The 14,728-nt window shown below is 64.5% G+C and carries 11 protein-coding genes and 1 pseudogene; 2 read left to right on the top strand and 10 right to left on the bottom strand.

Annotated features, from left to right (window positions below):
* Positions 1-94: 94 nt before the first annotated feature.
* Positions 95-1,645 carry a serine hydrolase gene (locus XALGPE39_RS09175; protein WP_235429889.1) on the top strand — a complete coding sequence of 517 codons (1,551 nt, stop codon included), beginning with the start codon at positions 95-97 and terminating at the stop codon, positions 1,643-1,645.
* Positions 1,646-1,754: 109 nt separating this feature from the next.
* Here the strand turns inward: XALGPE39_RS09175 and XALGPE39_RS09170 are convergent, their stop codons facing one another.
* The 3 genes and pseudogenes from XALGPE39_RS09170 to XALGPE39_RS09160 form a co-directional block, all read right to left on the bottom strand.
* Complete coding sequence (locus XALGPE39_RS09170) at positions 1,755-2,678, bottom strand: peptidylprolyl isomerase (protein ID WP_045727923.1); 924 nt, start codon at positions 2,676-2,678, stop codon at positions 1,755-1,757.
* Positions 2,679-2,888: 210 nt separating this feature from the next.
* Positions 2,889-4,118 (bottom strand): annotated as a pseudogene (gene phaZ / locus XALGPE39_RS09165) (polyhydroxyalkanoate depolymerase); the annotation flags it as partial.
* Positions 4,119-4,181: 63 nt separating this feature from the next.
* Complete coding sequence (locus XALGPE39_RS09160; RefSeq protein ID WP_045727921.1) at positions 4,182-4,787, bottom strand: class I SAM-dependent methyltransferase; 606 nt, start codon at positions 4,785-4,787, stop codon at positions 4,182-4,184.
* An 80-nt stretch (positions 4,788-4,867) separates the two neighbouring features.
* Between XALGPE39_RS09160 and XALGPE39_RS09155 the strand changes: the two genes are divergently transcribed.
* Positions 4,868-5,320 carry a CopD family protein gene (locus XALGPE39_RS09155; RefSeq protein ID WP_045727920.1) on the top strand — a complete coding sequence of 151 codons (453 nt, stop codon included), beginning with the start codon at positions 4,868-4,870 and terminating at the stop codon, positions 5,318-5,320.
* Between the two features lie 201 nt (positions 5,321-5,521).
* Here the strand turns inward: XALGPE39_RS09155 and XALGPE39_RS09150 are convergent, their stop codons facing one another.
* The 7 genes from XALGPE39_RS09150 to lpxD form a co-directional block, all read right to left on the bottom strand.
* Positions 5,522-6,481, bottom strand: coding sequence for an acetyl-CoA carboxylase carboxyltransferase subunit alpha (locus XALGPE39_RS09150; RefSeq protein ID WP_045727919.1), 960 nt, complete (start codon positions 6,479-6,481; stop codon positions 5,522-5,524).
* A gap of 154 nt (positions 6,482-6,635) precedes the next feature.
* Positions 6,636-10,232, bottom strand: coding sequence for a DNA polymerase III subunit alpha (dnaE, locus tag XALGPE39_RS09145; protein ID WP_045727918.1), 3,597 nt, complete (start codon positions 10,230-10,232; stop codon positions 6,636-6,638).
* A gap of 165 nt (positions 10,233-10,397) precedes the next feature.
* Positions 10,398-11,054, bottom strand: coding sequence for a ribonuclease HII (locus XALGPE39_RS09140; RefSeq protein WP_045727917.1), 657 nt, complete (start codon positions 11,052-11,054; stop codon positions 10,398-10,400).
* Entirely contained in the window at positions 11,051-12,316 is a 1,266-nt protein-coding gene (gene lpxB, locus XALGPE39_RS09135) for a lipid-A-disaccharide synthase (protein WP_082061870.1), read from the bottom strand. Before lpxB ends, XALGPE39_RS09140 begins: the two co-directional genes overlap by 4 nt.
* Positions 12,313-13,104, bottom strand: coding sequence for an acyl-ACP--UDP-N-acetylglucosamine O-acyltransferase (gene lpxA, locus XALGPE39_RS09130; RefSeq protein ID WP_045727916.1), 792 nt, complete (start codon positions 13,102-13,104; stop codon positions 12,313-12,315). The genes lpxB and lpxA overlap by 4 nt, the downstream gene beginning before the upstream one ends.
* Before the next feature lie 23 nt (positions 13,105-13,127).
* Complete coding sequence (gene fabZ, locus XALGPE39_RS09125) at positions 13,128-13,580, bottom strand: 3-hydroxyacyl-ACP dehydratase FabZ (protein ID WP_045727915.1); 453 nt, start codon at positions 13,578-13,580, stop codon at positions 13,128-13,130.
* The gene (gene lpxD / locus XALGPE39_RS09120; protein WP_045727914.1) at positions 13,577-14,599 is read right to left on the bottom strand and encodes a UDP-3-O-(3-hydroxymyristoyl)glucosamine N-acyltransferase; all 1,023 of its coding nucleotides are present in this window, start codon (positions 14,597-14,599) and stop codon (positions 13,577-13,579) included. Before lpxD ends, fabZ begins: the two co-directional genes overlap by 4 nt.
* Between the last annotated feature and the right edge of the window lie 129 nt (positions 14,600-14,728).

The following is a 14,728-nucleotide window of genomic DNA, read 5'->3' as shown; positions in this document are numbered from 1 at the left end:
TGGAGTCGGTGATGCGCCTGCGACCATGTGTAGGTTCCCTTCAGGAGCGATGGATTTGAAAAGTATATCGATGGGCTGTGGCCTGCTGTTGGCGATGAGTGTCAGCGCGCAGGCGCAGGTGCCGACACCCGTGCTGCCGTCGTCGTTGCAGGATTTGGATGCGCGCGTGGAGCGGGTCCGCAAACAGTTCGACGTCCCCGGTATCGCCATTGCCATCGTCAAGGACGGGCAGGTGGTGCTGGAGCGCGGCTACGGTGTGCGCGAATTGGGCAAGCCGGAGCCGGTGGATGCGCAGACCTTGTTCGCCATCGCCTCCAACACCAAGGCGTTTACCGCTGCGGCGCTGTCGATCTTGGCCGACGAGGGCAAGCTGAGTCTGGATGATCGCGTCGTCGAGCATTTGCCTTGGTTCCAGATGTCCGATCCCTACGTGACACGCGAGATGCGCGTGCGCGATCTCCTGGCGCACCGGAGCGGATTGAGCTTGGGCGCTGGCGATCTGCTGTTCTGGCCTGCCACCAGTTACAGCAACGAGGAGGTGGTGCGGCGGTTGGCGCATGTGCCGCTGAAGGGGGGCTTCCGCGACCGCTACGCCTACGACAACATCCTGTATGCCGTGGCGCAGAAGTTGATCGAGCAGGTCTCCGGGCAGAGCTACGCGGCGTTCGTGCAGCAGCGCATCTTCGTGCCCGTGGGCATGCAGGGCGCACGCATCAACAGCGATCATCTACAGGCGGGCGATCAGGCGGCGGTCGGTCATGCCAAGTTCGACTTTCGCCAGTTGCGCACGGTGTCGCCGTTGACCTGGTCCAATAATTCCGGTGCCGGCGGCATCTATGCCAATGTGCACGACATGGCCAAGTGGATGCTGGTGCAGCTCGACGGTGGCCGCTTGCCTTCGCTCGACGGGCAGGAGCGGCGCTTGTTCAGTACGCAGCGCCAGCAGGAGATGTGGCAGGTCATCACTCCAATCGCAATCTCCGAGCCGAGCGTGCCGGAGTTGCTGCCGGCCAAGCCGAACTTCGCCGGCTATGGCGAGGGGTGGAGCCTGAGCGACTACCGTGGCGCCAAACTGGTCTGGCATACCGGTGGCTGGCCGGGCATGGTGTCGCGCTTGACGCTGGTGCCCGAGCGCAAGCTCGGCGTGATCGTGCTGACCAACCAAGAGGTCGGTGCGGCTTTCAATGCGATCACCCTGCAGGTGCTCGATGCCTACCTTGGCGCGCCAGCGACCGATTGGACTGCGGCGTATGCCGCGGCGGAGGCCAAGGCCGATGCCGGCGCCGACGCGGATTGGGCCAAGCATGTGGCCGCACGCGATGCCAAGTCCAAACCCTCGCTGCCATTGGCCGGTTATGCAGGCACTTACCGCGACCCCTGGTATGGCGAGGTGATGGTGCGCCTAGAGGGTAAGAGGCTGGAGTTGCGTTTCAGCAAGACCGCGCAATTGGTGGGTAGTCTGGAGCATTGGCAGCACGACACCTTCATCGTGCGCTGGCGCGATCGCTCGCTCAATGCCGATGCTTTCATAAATTTCGCCCTCAACGCCGACGGCAAAGTGCGCCAGGCGCGCATGCAGGCGATTTCGCCGTTGACGGATTTCAGTTTCGACTTCCAGGATCTGGTATTGACCCCGGTGCAGTGAATGCGGGAGCGGCGATGTTCGCAAGTCCAGCGCCGCAGCGCGGCGCCGGTCTGAGTGTGTTGTCCAAAAGCGGGCAGTCGTGTCAGCGCAAACGCGCGCTGACTTGGCCTCAGTGCGGTGGCGTGCGCACCGGTAGCGGTACGTTGCAAAGGTCGATATGCCCGGCCGGGCGCTTGTAGAAATTGTCATGACGGTTGCGCCGCGCTTCGACCACGTCGCGGAACGTTTGCGTATCGGTGCGCAGCAACTGCAGCGCCGTGCGCTCGGCGACCGGCACGTCGCTGGCAAGACGGATCGCACGGATGGGCGTGCGTTGTTCGGGCTTCTCGTAGAAGCCCATCGGGTCCGGGCCGCGCGGGATGACACTGAGCAGTTCCATGCCCTTGATCACGCGGCCGACCACGGTGATGTTGCGGTCCAGTTGCCGCGGCGACTGACCAGTGACGACATACAGTTCGTTGCCGATGCTGCTGTCCTCGTCGTTGTTGCGGCCGGCGCCGAGGGTGCCGTAGCAATGCGCCAACCATGCGGTGCCGGCCTTGGGATCGCGCGCGACGGGGAAGTCGTCGACAAAGCCGACTTGTGGTGCCCAGCCGTCGCGGTCGGGCAGCGGCTGGAATGTCAGGCCGGTGATCGGGCGCTGGAATTCGGCGGGCAGGTGCGTCTTGGCGCTGCCCAGCGACTTGGCCTTGCCGATGGTGTCGGCATCGGGATCGCCGAACTGCACCACGAAATTATCCTGTGAGCGGTAGATGCTCAGTCCGTCCCAGAAGTGCTCGTGGGCGAGGGTGCGGATGTTGCCGACGTGTTGCGGCGCGAATGCGGGGGCCAGTTCGATGACGACCCGTCCACTTTCCAATTCCAAATAGAGCGTGTTCGCTGGGTCCAAGTTGCGCCAATCGCTGGGCTTGGAGGCATCCAGAATCTGCTGCGGACTGCGATAGGCTGTCTGCTTGGTTTCAGCCGTGGCTGCGTTGGCTGCCGTGGTCGAGCAAAGCAGCGCGAGGACGAGCAGAGGCGAGCGCAATGGCATGGACGTGATCCGGTCGAAGGTCGTTGGATTTTCACCGAAGCGCTGGTCGCTGCCAATGCGTTGACGACGCGGCGGGTTTCACCGCGTCAGCGCTCATCCCCTATGCCGCCATGGCGGCGTTCAGCGCGTTTTGCCGTTGTTGTTGCCACGTTGCTTCAGTGGGCTGACATTGCCGACTGGCACCGCAGCTTTGGCTGCACCAGCATTGGCGGCGATGAAGGCACGTACCTGCGGATAGACGATCTCGCGCCAGCGGCGGCCGCTGAAAATGCCGTAATGGCCGGCGCCTTTCACTTCCAGATGCTGGCGGCGCTGCGCGGCGATGCCGGTGCACAGCTCGTGTACCGCCGCGGTTTGGCCGAGGCCGGAGATGTCGTCTAGTTCGCCTTCGATACTGAGCAGCGCGGTGTCGCGAATCGCCGATGGATCCACACGCTCGCCGTTGACCGTCCATTCTCCGCGCGGCAGCAGGAACTCCTGGAACACCACCCGGATCGTATCCAAATAGTAGGAGGCCGGCATGTCCAGCACCGCGTTGTATTCGTCGTAGAAGCGGCGGTGCGCCTGAGCGTCCTGCAAATCGCCTTTGATCAGGTTGGCGTAGAAATCCCAGTGCGACATGAAATGCCGGCTCGGGTTCATCGCCAGAAAACCGATGTGCTGCAAAAAGCCCGGATACACCTGGCGGCCATGGCCGGGATACGCCGACGGCACGGTGTGGATGACGTTGTGCTCGAACCAGGACAGCGTGTTGCGCGTGGCCAGGTTGTTGACCTCGGTGGGGCTGTGTCGAGCATCGATCGGCCCGCCCATCATCACCAGCGAGCGCGGTGTGACTTCGCCGCGCGCGGCCATCAGCGACACCGCCGCCAGCACCGGCACGGTCGGCTGGCACACGCTCATCACGTGCAGCGATGCGGCGCCGATATGGCGAATGAATTCCTGCACGTAGTCGACATAGTCGTCCAGGCCGAAGTCGCCTTCGCTCTGCGGCACCATGCGTGCATCGATCCAGTCGGTGACGTAGACCTTGTGGTCGCGTAGCAGGGTGCGCACGGTATCGCGCAGCAGCGTGGCATGGTGGCCGGACAGCGGCGCCACCACCAGCACGGCGGGTTGCTGCTTGAGGCTGTCCACGATGGCGGTGTCGTCGCTGAAGCGCTTGAAGCGCAGCAGGCGGCAGAACGGTTTGTGCAGGACTTCCTGCTCGACGATCGGCAGGGCGTGGCCGTTGATTTCGACATGATCCAAAGACCAAGCCGGTTTCTCGTAGTCCTTGCCCAGACGATGCAGTAGCTCGTTGCTGGCGGCGAACCGGTCGGCTCCCGGCAGCGTCGACCATACGCTGTTGGCGTCGGAGAATATCTTGGCGTTGGCCTCGGCCTGGTGGACCCAGGGCGCGAGCAGGTTGCGGGTCAGTTCGTGCAATTGGTAAAGCATGCCGGTGTTCCCATCCTGAGCGTATGCTGCTGTGCAGCATAACCCATCGTGGTCGGCTGCTCCTTAATAGGGGGGCAGAGCTGTCGTCTCCAGCGCCGCTGCATCGCCCGCCATCGCGGGGCTCAGCCAGCAGTGACTGCCCACCGGGCGCAAGCCGACTGCACCAAATTGGCGTCGGTACCAGCGTGCTGCGCGTGGCTGGAACTCGGCATGGTCGCCATCGAAGTCGTCCTGCGCGGTGAAGGTCTCCAGGAATGCGACCCCGCCGCACAGCTCGGCCAGACCTGGCAGGCCCTGACGCAATTCGCGGCTGGGGACGTAGTGCAGGACATCCGAGCACACCAGCAGATCCACCGGGGCGCACGGTCGCAACCAGGCGAAATCGCCAAAGCGCGCCGGGTGCAGATTGCGTTGGCGGCCATAGCGGGCGACCGCGTAGTCACTGCTGTCGAAACCGAGGTAGCGCAGCTTGGGGCGTTGTTTCAGCAGCGGCGCGCGCCAAGCCCCTTCGCCGCAGCCGATGTCGAGCACGCTGCGGATCGGGCGTTCCAAGTAGTACTCGGCCTGCGCGATGGCGAGTGCGACCTTGCGTGCCAGACGCGCGGCATTACCGATGCCGTCGCGGCGGTACCAGCGTTGGAAGTAGTCGGCGTCGTATTGTTTGTGCATGCGCGGGTGGGTCCGTGCGGTCGCGGGACGAATGGGACAAAATGGCACGACATCCTACGCCAGCGACCTGGAGCCAGCGCATGCAACTCTATCTGTGGATCAAGTCCTTGCATCTGCTGTTCGTGATCGCCTGGATGGCGGCGGTGTTCTACTTGCCGCGCATCCTGGTCAACGCGGCCGAGAGCACGGGTCAGCCGCAGGTGCAGGAGCGGCTGGCACTGATGGGGCGGCGTTTGTACCGTTTCGGCCACAGCATGTTCGGTCTGGCGTTGTTGCTGGGATTGGTGCTTTGGCTGGGCTACAAGGTGCTGCCAAATTTCCCGACCATGGTCGTGCCAGACCACAGCGGTTGGTTGCACGCCAAGCTGGGCTTGGTGGCGTTGATGCTGGCCTACTATGTGTTCACCGGACGCTGGCTCAAGCGGGTGGGGCAGCAGGCGCTGCCGTCCTCGCGCGCGCTGCGGCTGTTCAACGAGGTGCCGGTGTTGGTGTTGCTGGTGGTGATCTGGTTGGTGCTGGCGAAGCCGTTTTGAGTCAGCTCGACCACTAGGCAAACCTTGGCGGTCGATTCGCTCGGGGTATACGCAAATGTCCATGCGCACATCCGTCTTGCGTCATCAAATCCAGTGCTGCGATCGATCGCTGCGCGTGATCTGCACGCAGCGGGTCGATTGCAAGAGCGTCGACAGCATCGGCAAGGGCGCGATGCGGCGCAACCCTGCGCGCTGGGAAGGTCAGGCTGCCTCGTAAGCGCCATAGCTGCGCAGGCGCTCGTAGCGCTTTTGCAGCAGTTTTGCGATTGGCTGCCGTTCCAAGGCGTCCAGCTCGTTGAGCAACACGGCTTTCAGGCGCTTGCCCATCTGCATGGGATTGCGGTGCGCGCCGCCGATCGGCTCGCGGATCACCTTGTCGACCAGGCCGAGCGCGGACAGCCGTTTAGCGGTCAGGCCCAGTTGCTCGGCGGCATCCTTGGCCTTGCCGGCGTCCTTCCACAGGATCGAGGCGCAGCCTTCCGGCGAAATCACCGAATAGGTGCCGTACTGCAGCATCAAGGTACGGTCGCCCACACCGATGGCCAGCGCGCCGCCGGAGCCGCCTTCGCCGATCACGGTGCAGATCACCGGAACCTTCAATTCGGCCATTTCCAGCAGGTTGCGTGCGATTGCTTCGCTCTGGCCGCGCTCTTCGGCACCGATGCCGGGGTAGGCGCCCGGGGTGTCGATGAAGGTCAGCAAGGGCAGCTTGAAACGCTCGGCCAGCTTCATCAGGCGCAGCGCCTTGCGATAGCCTTCCGGGCGCGGCATGCCGAAATTGCGCGCGATCTTGCTCTTGGTGTCGCGTCCTTTTTGGTGGCCGATGATGACCACGGAGCGACCGTCGATGCGACCGATGCCGCCGACGATGGCCTTGTCGTCGGCAAATGCGCGGTCCCCGGCCAGTTCCTGGAATTGATCGCACAGTACGTCGATATAGTCCAGCGTGTAGGGGCGCTGCGGATGCCGCGCCAACTGCGAGATCTGCCAGGGCGATAGATCGCGGAAGATCTGCGCGGTGCGTGCGCGCAGTTTGTCCTGCAGCGCCAGCACTTCGGTGTCGACGTTGACGGCTGTGCCATTGCTGGCGCTACGCATTTCCTGGATCTTGGCTTCCAGATCGGCGATGGGTTGCTCGAAGTCGAGGTAGTTCGGGTTCATTGGAAGCGGTGGTGAACGTGATGTGCGCAGTTTAGCCGAATGCCGGGCATTACCCCGTACGCGGCCGTTCGGTGGCGTGGTTGGGCTGGTGTCAGCGTCACTGGAAAGTGCACGCGAAGCGGCAATAGAGACAACGCGACAGCCGCCGCGCGGATCAGTTCGCCCACGGCGGGGTGTATTTGACTTTCACCGCGCACACTGCCGGATCGCCACGCAGCGCGTCCAGCAGGTGCGGGTCCACGCGGACCGAATGATTGCCGTTGAGGTCGAGCATGCCGGCCACGCTGCCTTGCGCCGATTGCAGTAACAGGTCCAGACGCAGTGGCGTCTTGCCCGGGCGGTGGCGGGCGAGCAAGCCGTCGATGCGCGGCCAGGCGCTGCGTTGGCGTAAATCCAGCCGCAACGACAGCCGCTGCGCATGGTGGGTGCAGATGTGTTCGTAGTCCCAGCATTGGCGGATGCGCATGGCATAGCCGCCGTTGAATTCATCCTCGCGCACGCCACCCTTGACGATCAGCAGCCGGTCGCGGGTGAGCAGGTGGCCGAACTCGGCGAGCGCATCGGAGAATGCGCTGCATTCGATGCGACCACGGCCATCTTCCAGTTGTACGAACACCTGGCTATCGCCCTTGCGGCGCACGCCGACCACCAGGCCGGCTAGGATCGCGCTGACTTCCGGACGCCAGGCGCGCTTTTCGCCATCGCCATCGCCGCTGCGTCCGCGTCCGCCGCTGGATTGCGCGCAGATTTTTTCCAGTGCGCCGAGGTCGCAGCCGACCAGTTCGCGGACTTCGTCGCGGTACGGATCGAACGGATGCCCGCTGAGATAAAACCCCAGCGTCTCGCGCTCGCCGGCCAGCAACTGGCCCAGCGGCCATTCTTTGCTTTCCGGCAGGTTCAAGTGCAGCGCCGGTGCGCTGGTGTCGGCGTTGCCAAATAGCGAGTTTTGCCCGGAGGCGCGCTCGCGCGCCATCTGCTCGGTGGCTTTCATCACCTCGGGTAATTGCAGCATCAATGTGGCGCGGTTGCTGTCCAATCCGTCCATCGCGCCTGCGTGGATCAGCGCTTCCAGCGTGCGCTTGTTGAGCTTGGCCGATTCTACGCGCGTGCAGAAATCCAGCAGCGAGACGTAGGCGCCGCTGCGCTCGCGCTCGGCCACGATGGCTTCGCAGGCACCGCGACCCACGCCTTTGATCGCGCCCAGTCCGTACTGGATGGTGTCGGGTGTGGCCGCTTCGAACATGTAGGCCGAGGCGTTGATCCGTGGTGGCAGCACGGTCAATCCGAGGTTGCGGACCTCATCGAGGAAGCCCACGACTTTGTCGGTGTTGTCCATGTCCGAGGACAGCGTCGCGGCCATGAATTCGGCCGGATAGTGGCGTTTCAGCCAGGCGGTCTGATAGCTGACCAGTGCATAGGCGGCGGCGTGCGATTTGTTGAAACCGTAGCCGGCGAACTTCTCCATCAGGTCGAAGATTTCGTCGGCCTTGCTTTCGCCGACGCCGCCCTTGGATGCGCCTTCGCGGAAGATTTCGCGGTGCTTGGCCATCTCGGCCGGCACCTTTTTGCCCATCGCACGGCGCAACAGGTCCGCGCCGCCCAGCGAGTAGCCGCCGACGATCTGCGCCATCTGCATGACCTGCTCCTGGTACACCATGATGCCGTAGGTGTCTTTCAGGATGGCTTCGGTGCGTGGATCGGGGTAGATGATCGCCTGCTGGCCGTGCTTGCGCGCGTTGAAGTCGGGGATCAGGTCCATCGGGCCGGGACGGTACAGCGACACCAGCGCGATCAGATCCTCGAAGCGGTCGGGCTTGGCATCCTTGAGCAAGCGGCGCATGCCCGAGGATTCGAACTGGAACACCGCACCGGTGCTGCCCGAGGCGAAGATGTCTTTGTAGGTCGGTACATCGTCGAGCGGGATCGCGGTGATTTCCACCGGCGGGATACCGGCGCGCGCGTGGCGCACGTTGATCGCTTTCACCGCCCAGTCGATGATGGTCAGTGTGCGCAGGCCGAGGAAGTCGAACTTGACCAGGCCGACCTGTTCGACGTCGTCCTTGTCGAATTGGGTGACGGGATTCTTGCCCAGGTTGTCGACGTCGTGTTCGGCGAATAGCGGGCAGAAGTCTGACAGCGGTGTCGGTGCGATCACCACGCCGCCAGCGTGCTTGCCGGCGTTGCGGGTGAGGTCTTCGAGTTGTCGCGCCAAGTCCATCAGGTCGCGGACGTCTTCCTCGCTCTGGTAGCGCTGGATCAACTCCGGCGCGGCCATTTCGCTGTCCTTGCCTTCGCCCATCGCATCGGTGAGGGTGATGCCGAGGATGTTGGGGATCAGCTTGGCCACCCCATCGACCAAGCCATAGGGGAAACCGAGTACGCGGCCGCAGTCGCGTACCACGGCTTTTGCCGCCATGGTGCCGTAGGTGATGATCTGGCTGACTCGGTCGCGCCCGTACTTGCGCGCAACGTAGTCGATCACCTCATCGCGGCGATCCATGCAGAAGTCGATGTCGAAGTCGGGCATCGACACGCGTTCGGGGTTGAGGAAGCGCTCGAACAGCAGGTTGTACGGCAGCGGATCCAGGTCGGTGATCTGCAGTGCCCACGCCACCAGCGAGCCGGCGCCGGAGCCGCGGCCTGGCCCGATCGGAATCCCCTGCTGCTTACCCCACTGGATGAAGTCTGCCACGATCAGGAAGTAGCCGGGAAAGCCCATCTTGATGATGGTGTCTAACTCGAATTCGAGCCGCTCCACGTAGTCCTGACGGGTTTTGCCCGGGGCCAGTGGGTTCTTTTCCAGGCGTGCGGCCAGACCGTCGCGTGACTGGCTGCGGATCCAACTGTCCAGGGTCTCCTCGTCCGGTACCGGGTAGGCGGGCAGGAAGTAGGTGCCCAACTGCATCTGCAGATTGCAGCGTTGCGCCAGGGCCAGGGTGTTGTCGAGTGCGTCGGGAATGTCGGCGAACAGCGCGGCCATCTCCTCGGCGGATTTAAGGTACTGCTGATCGCTGTACTCGCGTGGGCGCTTGGGGTCGTCGAGCACACGGCCGGAAGAGATGCACACGCGTGCTTCGTGCGCGGCGAAGTCGCTGGCATGCAGGAAGCGCACATCGTTGCTGGCCACCACGGGCAGGCCGCGCACGCCGGCGGCATGCACGGCGAATCGGTTGAACGCTTCCTCGCCGTCGCGGCCGGTGCGGGTCAGTTCCAGGTGCAGGCCGTCGCCGAAGATGCGTTGCCAGTCGGCCAGTTGTTGCTCGGCCAGATCGTGGCGGCCTTCGCTGGCCAGACGTCCGGCCAGGCTGTTGCGCCCGGCCAGCGCGAACAGGTTGTCGCTGCCGTGCTGCAGCCACTCCGGGCGCAGCGCCACGCCGCCTTCGCTGCGGTGGCCTTCCAGCCAGGCACGGGTCAGCAGCCGCGACAGGCTCAGGTAGCCGTCGCGGTTGCGGCACAGCACGGTCAGCCGCCATGGTGCCTGGTTACCGTCGGCGATCAGCAGGTCGGCGCCGGCGATTGGCTTGATGCCCACGCCCTCGGCGGCCTTGTAGAACTTGACCAGCGCGAACAGGTTGTTGAGATCGGTGACTGCCAGCGCAGGCAGATCCAGTTCCACCGCGCGGCTGAGCAGATTGGCTTGCTTGGCTTTCTTCGGGTCGGCCTGATCCGGTTTCTCGGGCACACGGATGGTCGAATCCGCCAGCGAGAATTCGGTGTGGATGTGCAGGTGGGCGAAGCGAGAAGTGGACATGCGGAACCAGAGCGATGCCCAGGCAGGGTAGCGGCGGGGGCGGGAGGGGGCAAGGCTTGACAGGGCAAGCGCTGGCATTCGGGACAGGTCTCACGTGGGCGTGGATCGTCTCGCGTCGTTGCCAGCACCCGCTGCGTGTGTGTTGACGCGCGCTGTATTGCGTACCTAGCCCTGCATGCTCGGCCCTGCGTCCCGGCCTTCCAGGGCTTTGCGCACCGGCGCGAAGCTGCGTCGGTGCTGTGGGCAGGGGCCATGCGCGGCCAACGCGGCCAGATGCGCTGGCGTCGCATAGCCTTTGTGCAGGTCGAAACCGTAATGCGGGTGTTGCGCATGCAGGTCTTGCATGATCCGGTCGCGGGTGACTTTGGCGATGATCGAGGCGGCCATGATGGCGCGATCAAGCGCGTCACCACCGACCAGCGCTTCGGCCGGGCAGGGCAAGCCCTTGGGCACGCGGTTGCCATCGATGCGGGCGAAGCCGGCGACATGCGCCACGCCTTCGACCGCGCGGCGCATGCCGAGCATGGTCGCCTGGTAGATGTTGAGGCGGTCGATCTCTTCGGCTTCGATCAGCACGACATGCCAAGCCAGGGCGCGCTCGATGATGCGTGGGTACAGTGTCTCGCGCCGTGCGGCGGTCAGTTGCTTGGAGTCGTCCAGTCCGTTGATACGGGGACGGGTCGGATCGAACACCACCGCCGCGACCGCGACCGGCCCGGCCAGCGGTCCGCGCCCGGCCTCGTCGACCCCGGCATATCGTCGGGAGTCGGGAGTCGGTGGCGGCTCGGGGAAAAGCGCCAGCTCGTGTGCTTGCCTGTTCACGAGGCGGGGTGTTCCGCGTCTGCTGTTGCGCGTTCTGGAGCTGGGGTGGAGCCTTGCAATAGCTCCGCCACCACATCCGCAGCCCGCGCAGATGCGTCCTGGCGCAGCAGCCGGTGCAGGCGTTCGTACTCCGGTTGCAGCGCTGCTACCGCTTGCCGATTGCGTAGCCAGCGCAGCAGCGCAGCGGCCAGTGCGTCCGGCGTACAGGCATCCTGCATCAGTTCCGGGGCGAGGTCCCGGCCGGCCAGAATGTTGGGCAAGGCATAGCGCTCCACTTTCAACAGTCCCAACGCCTTGACGATGCGGTAGGTCAGCGGCGAGACCTTGTAGCCGACCACCATCGGCCGTTTCACCAGCATGGCTTCCAGGGTGGCGGTGCCGGACGCCAGCAGCACGGCGTCGGCAGCGATCAGCGCGGTGCGCGCCTGTCCATCCAGTACATGCAGTGAAGCTGTGGGCAAGGCCGAACGTGCCACTTGTTCGGCGAGCAGTGCCTTGCAGGCTGGATTGGCCGCCGGCACCAGCACGTGCATGCCCGGTAATTGCTGCAGCACCTGCGCGGCGGCGGCGAAGAAGGTGTCGCCGAGCCGACCGATTTCGCCCAACCGGCTGCCTGGTAGCACGGCCAGCACCGAGACGTTGGGCGGCACACCGAGTTCGACGCGGGCGGCCTCGCGTTCGCTGTGCAGGGCGATTGCATCGGCCATCGGGTGGCCGACGAAGCGCGCATCCACGCCGTGCCTGGCATAGATCGGTGGCTCCATCGGGAACAGGCACAGCACCCGTTCGGCGCTGGCACCGATCTTGGCTGCGCGCTGCTCGCGCCACGCCCAGACCGACGGACTGACGTAGTGCGCGGTGCGGATGCCACGCTGCTTGAGCCAGCGCTCCATGCCGAGATTGAAGTCGGGTGCGTCGATGCCGACGAACACGTCCGGGCGCCAGTCCAGCACGCGTTCGCGCAGCGCGCGGCGCAGCTTCAGCAGGCGCGGCAGATGCCGCAGTACTTCCAGCAGCCCCATGACGGACAGTTCGCTGGCATCGAACCAGGTGTGGCAGCCGGCGTGTCGCATGGCATCGCCACCGACGCCGGCGAACTGCGCATCCGGATAGCGCGCACGTAGTGCCTCGATCAACCCGGCACCCAGGAGATCGCCAGAGGCTTCGCCCGCCACCAGGGCAATGCGGCGCGGTCGCGCGGCTTCGGAACTGGCGATCCGGGGCCCGGGTTCCAGGTCCCGCGCCCCGGCATCGACGTTCATCGCAACAACGACCGTTCGCTGGATTCGATGAATTCCAGCATGGCGCGCACGTCCTCGTTGCCTTCGGCCAGCGTCAGCAACTGCTGCTTGGCTTCGGCCAGGGGCAGCCCGGCCACGTATAGCGCGCGGTAGGCGCGTTTGATCGCGGCCACGCGCTCGGCATCGAAACCGCGACGTTTGAGACCTTCGCTGTTGATGCCGCGCGGACGACCGAGCGAATTGCCGCCGACCATGATGAACGGTGGCACGTCGCCGTTGATCAGCGCACCCATGCCAAGGAAGGCGTGATCGCCGACGCGGCAGAATTGGTGCGCGCCCGCGAAGCCGCTGATGATGACATGGTCACCGATTTCCACATGCCCGGCGAGCGTGGTGTTGTTGGAGAACACGCAATGATTGCCGACGATGCAATCGTGGGCGATGTGGGTGTAGGCCAAAAACCAGTTGTCGCTGCCGATGCGGGTAATGCCGCCGCCGCTGCCGGTGCCACGGCTGATGGTGACGAACTCGCGGATCACATTGCGCTCGCCGATCACCAGTTCGGTGCGCTCGCCGACGAACTTCTTGTCCTGTGGCTCACCGCCGAGCGCGACGTGGCCGATCAGGCGGTTGTCGCGGCCGATGCGGGTCGGGCCGAGGATGCTGCAATGCGAGCCGATCACGCAGCCTGGGCCGATCTCCACCTCCGCACCGATCACGGTGAAAGCGCCGACCTGTACGTCGGCGGCCAGTGTCGCCGTCGGATCGATGATGGCAGACGGATGGATCACAGCAGCGTTGGCACTCATCGCAGATCTCCTGCCAGGGGACATCACTGTGCTTGAGCGCACATCACTTCGGCGTAGGCCACGACCTCGCCGTTGACCTTGGCTTCGCCGCAGTACACCGCCATGTTGCGGATGATGCGTTTGATTTCCACATGCAGCTCCAGCACGTCACCGGGTACGACCGGGGTGTTGAAGCGCACATTGTTGACCTTGACCATGAAGAATGGCGTGGACTCCACGTCGGGGCCTGCCATCAGTTGGATCAGCAGGCCGCCGACCTGGGCGATCGCTTCGATGATCATCACGCCCGGCATGATCGGCAGGTTGGGAAAGTGGCCTTGGAAGAACGGTTCGTTGATGGTGACGTTCTTGTGCGCGACGATTTTGCGGTTCTCGAAATCGAGCGAGATAACCTTGTCCACCATCAGGAACGGATAACGGTGCGGCATCAACGCCATGATCCTGTTGATGCTCGGCAGAGTGTGATCGTGGCTCATGCATTCTCCTTGCTGACAGACAGGATGCGACGGGCCAGGGCATCGAGCTGTTTGAAGCGCGCGGCGTTCTTGCGCCACGTGCGGTTGTCGGTTAACGGGGTACCGGACGAATACTCGCCCGGCGTGTGGATGGAATTACGCACGACTGACCTACCGGTGATCACGACCTTGTCGCAGATCTCCAGGTGGCCGACCACGCCGACCGAGCCACCGAGCATGCAGTAGCGGCCGATCTTGCTGCTGCCGGCAATGCCGGTGCAGCCGGCGATGGCGCTGTGCGCGCCAATGTGCACGTTGTGTGCGATCTGCACCAGATTGTCCAGGCGGACGTCTTCTTCGAGGGTGGTGTCTTCCAGTGCGCCGCGGTCCACGCAGGTGTTGGCGCCGATTTCGCAGTCGTCGCCGATGCGCACGCCACCGAGTTGCGGCACCTTGATCCAGCGGCCGGCGTCCATGGCCAGACCAAATCCGTCGGCCCCGAGGACTGCGCCAGGATGCACGCGCACGCGCTGGCCTATGCGCACTCGGGTCACCAGGGTGACGCGGGCAATCAGTTCGCTGCCGGCGCCGACTTCGCAGTCTTCGCCGATCACGCAGCCCGGGCCAATCACGCAGCCCTCGCCAACCACGCTGCGCGCGCCGATGCTGACGAAGGCGCCGATGTGCGCGCTCGGCGCGATGTGCGCGCTGGGGTCGATGCTGGCACTGGGGTCGATACCAGCCGGGCGCACCGGCAGCGTCTCGAACAGTGCCGCGATCTTGGCGAAGGCCACATACGGATCGCGCGCGATCAGCGCCGTGCCGGGCGCTGCGTCGGCATCGTCGGCGCGCAGCACCACGATCGCCGCGGCGCTGTCGGCCAGTTGCGCGCGATAGCGCGGGTTGGACAGGAAACTGAGCTGCCCGGCACCGGCCCGCGCCAGCGTGGCCACGCCATGCACCGCAACATCGCCGTCGCCCTGCACCTGCAGGCAGAAGCGCTCGGCGATCTCTTCGGCGCGGTAGCGTTTGGTGTTCATTTGACCATTCTAATGTTGAGATTCAAAAACTGATTTGCGAGTTCATTCGGATGGGCGGCAACTATTTATTGCAAGGTGCGCGGGCGTTGACTTGCCTATTGGTACGTGTTAAGAATTTGACTGAGGCTG

Origin of the sequence: Xanthomonas sp. GPE 39 (assembly GCF_000963005.1) — a bacterium.
GTDB lineage: Bacteria > Pseudomonadota > Gammaproteobacteria > Xanthomonadales > Xanthomonadaceae > Xanthomonas_A.
This window is presented reverse-complemented; position numbering and strand designations above follow the sequence as displayed.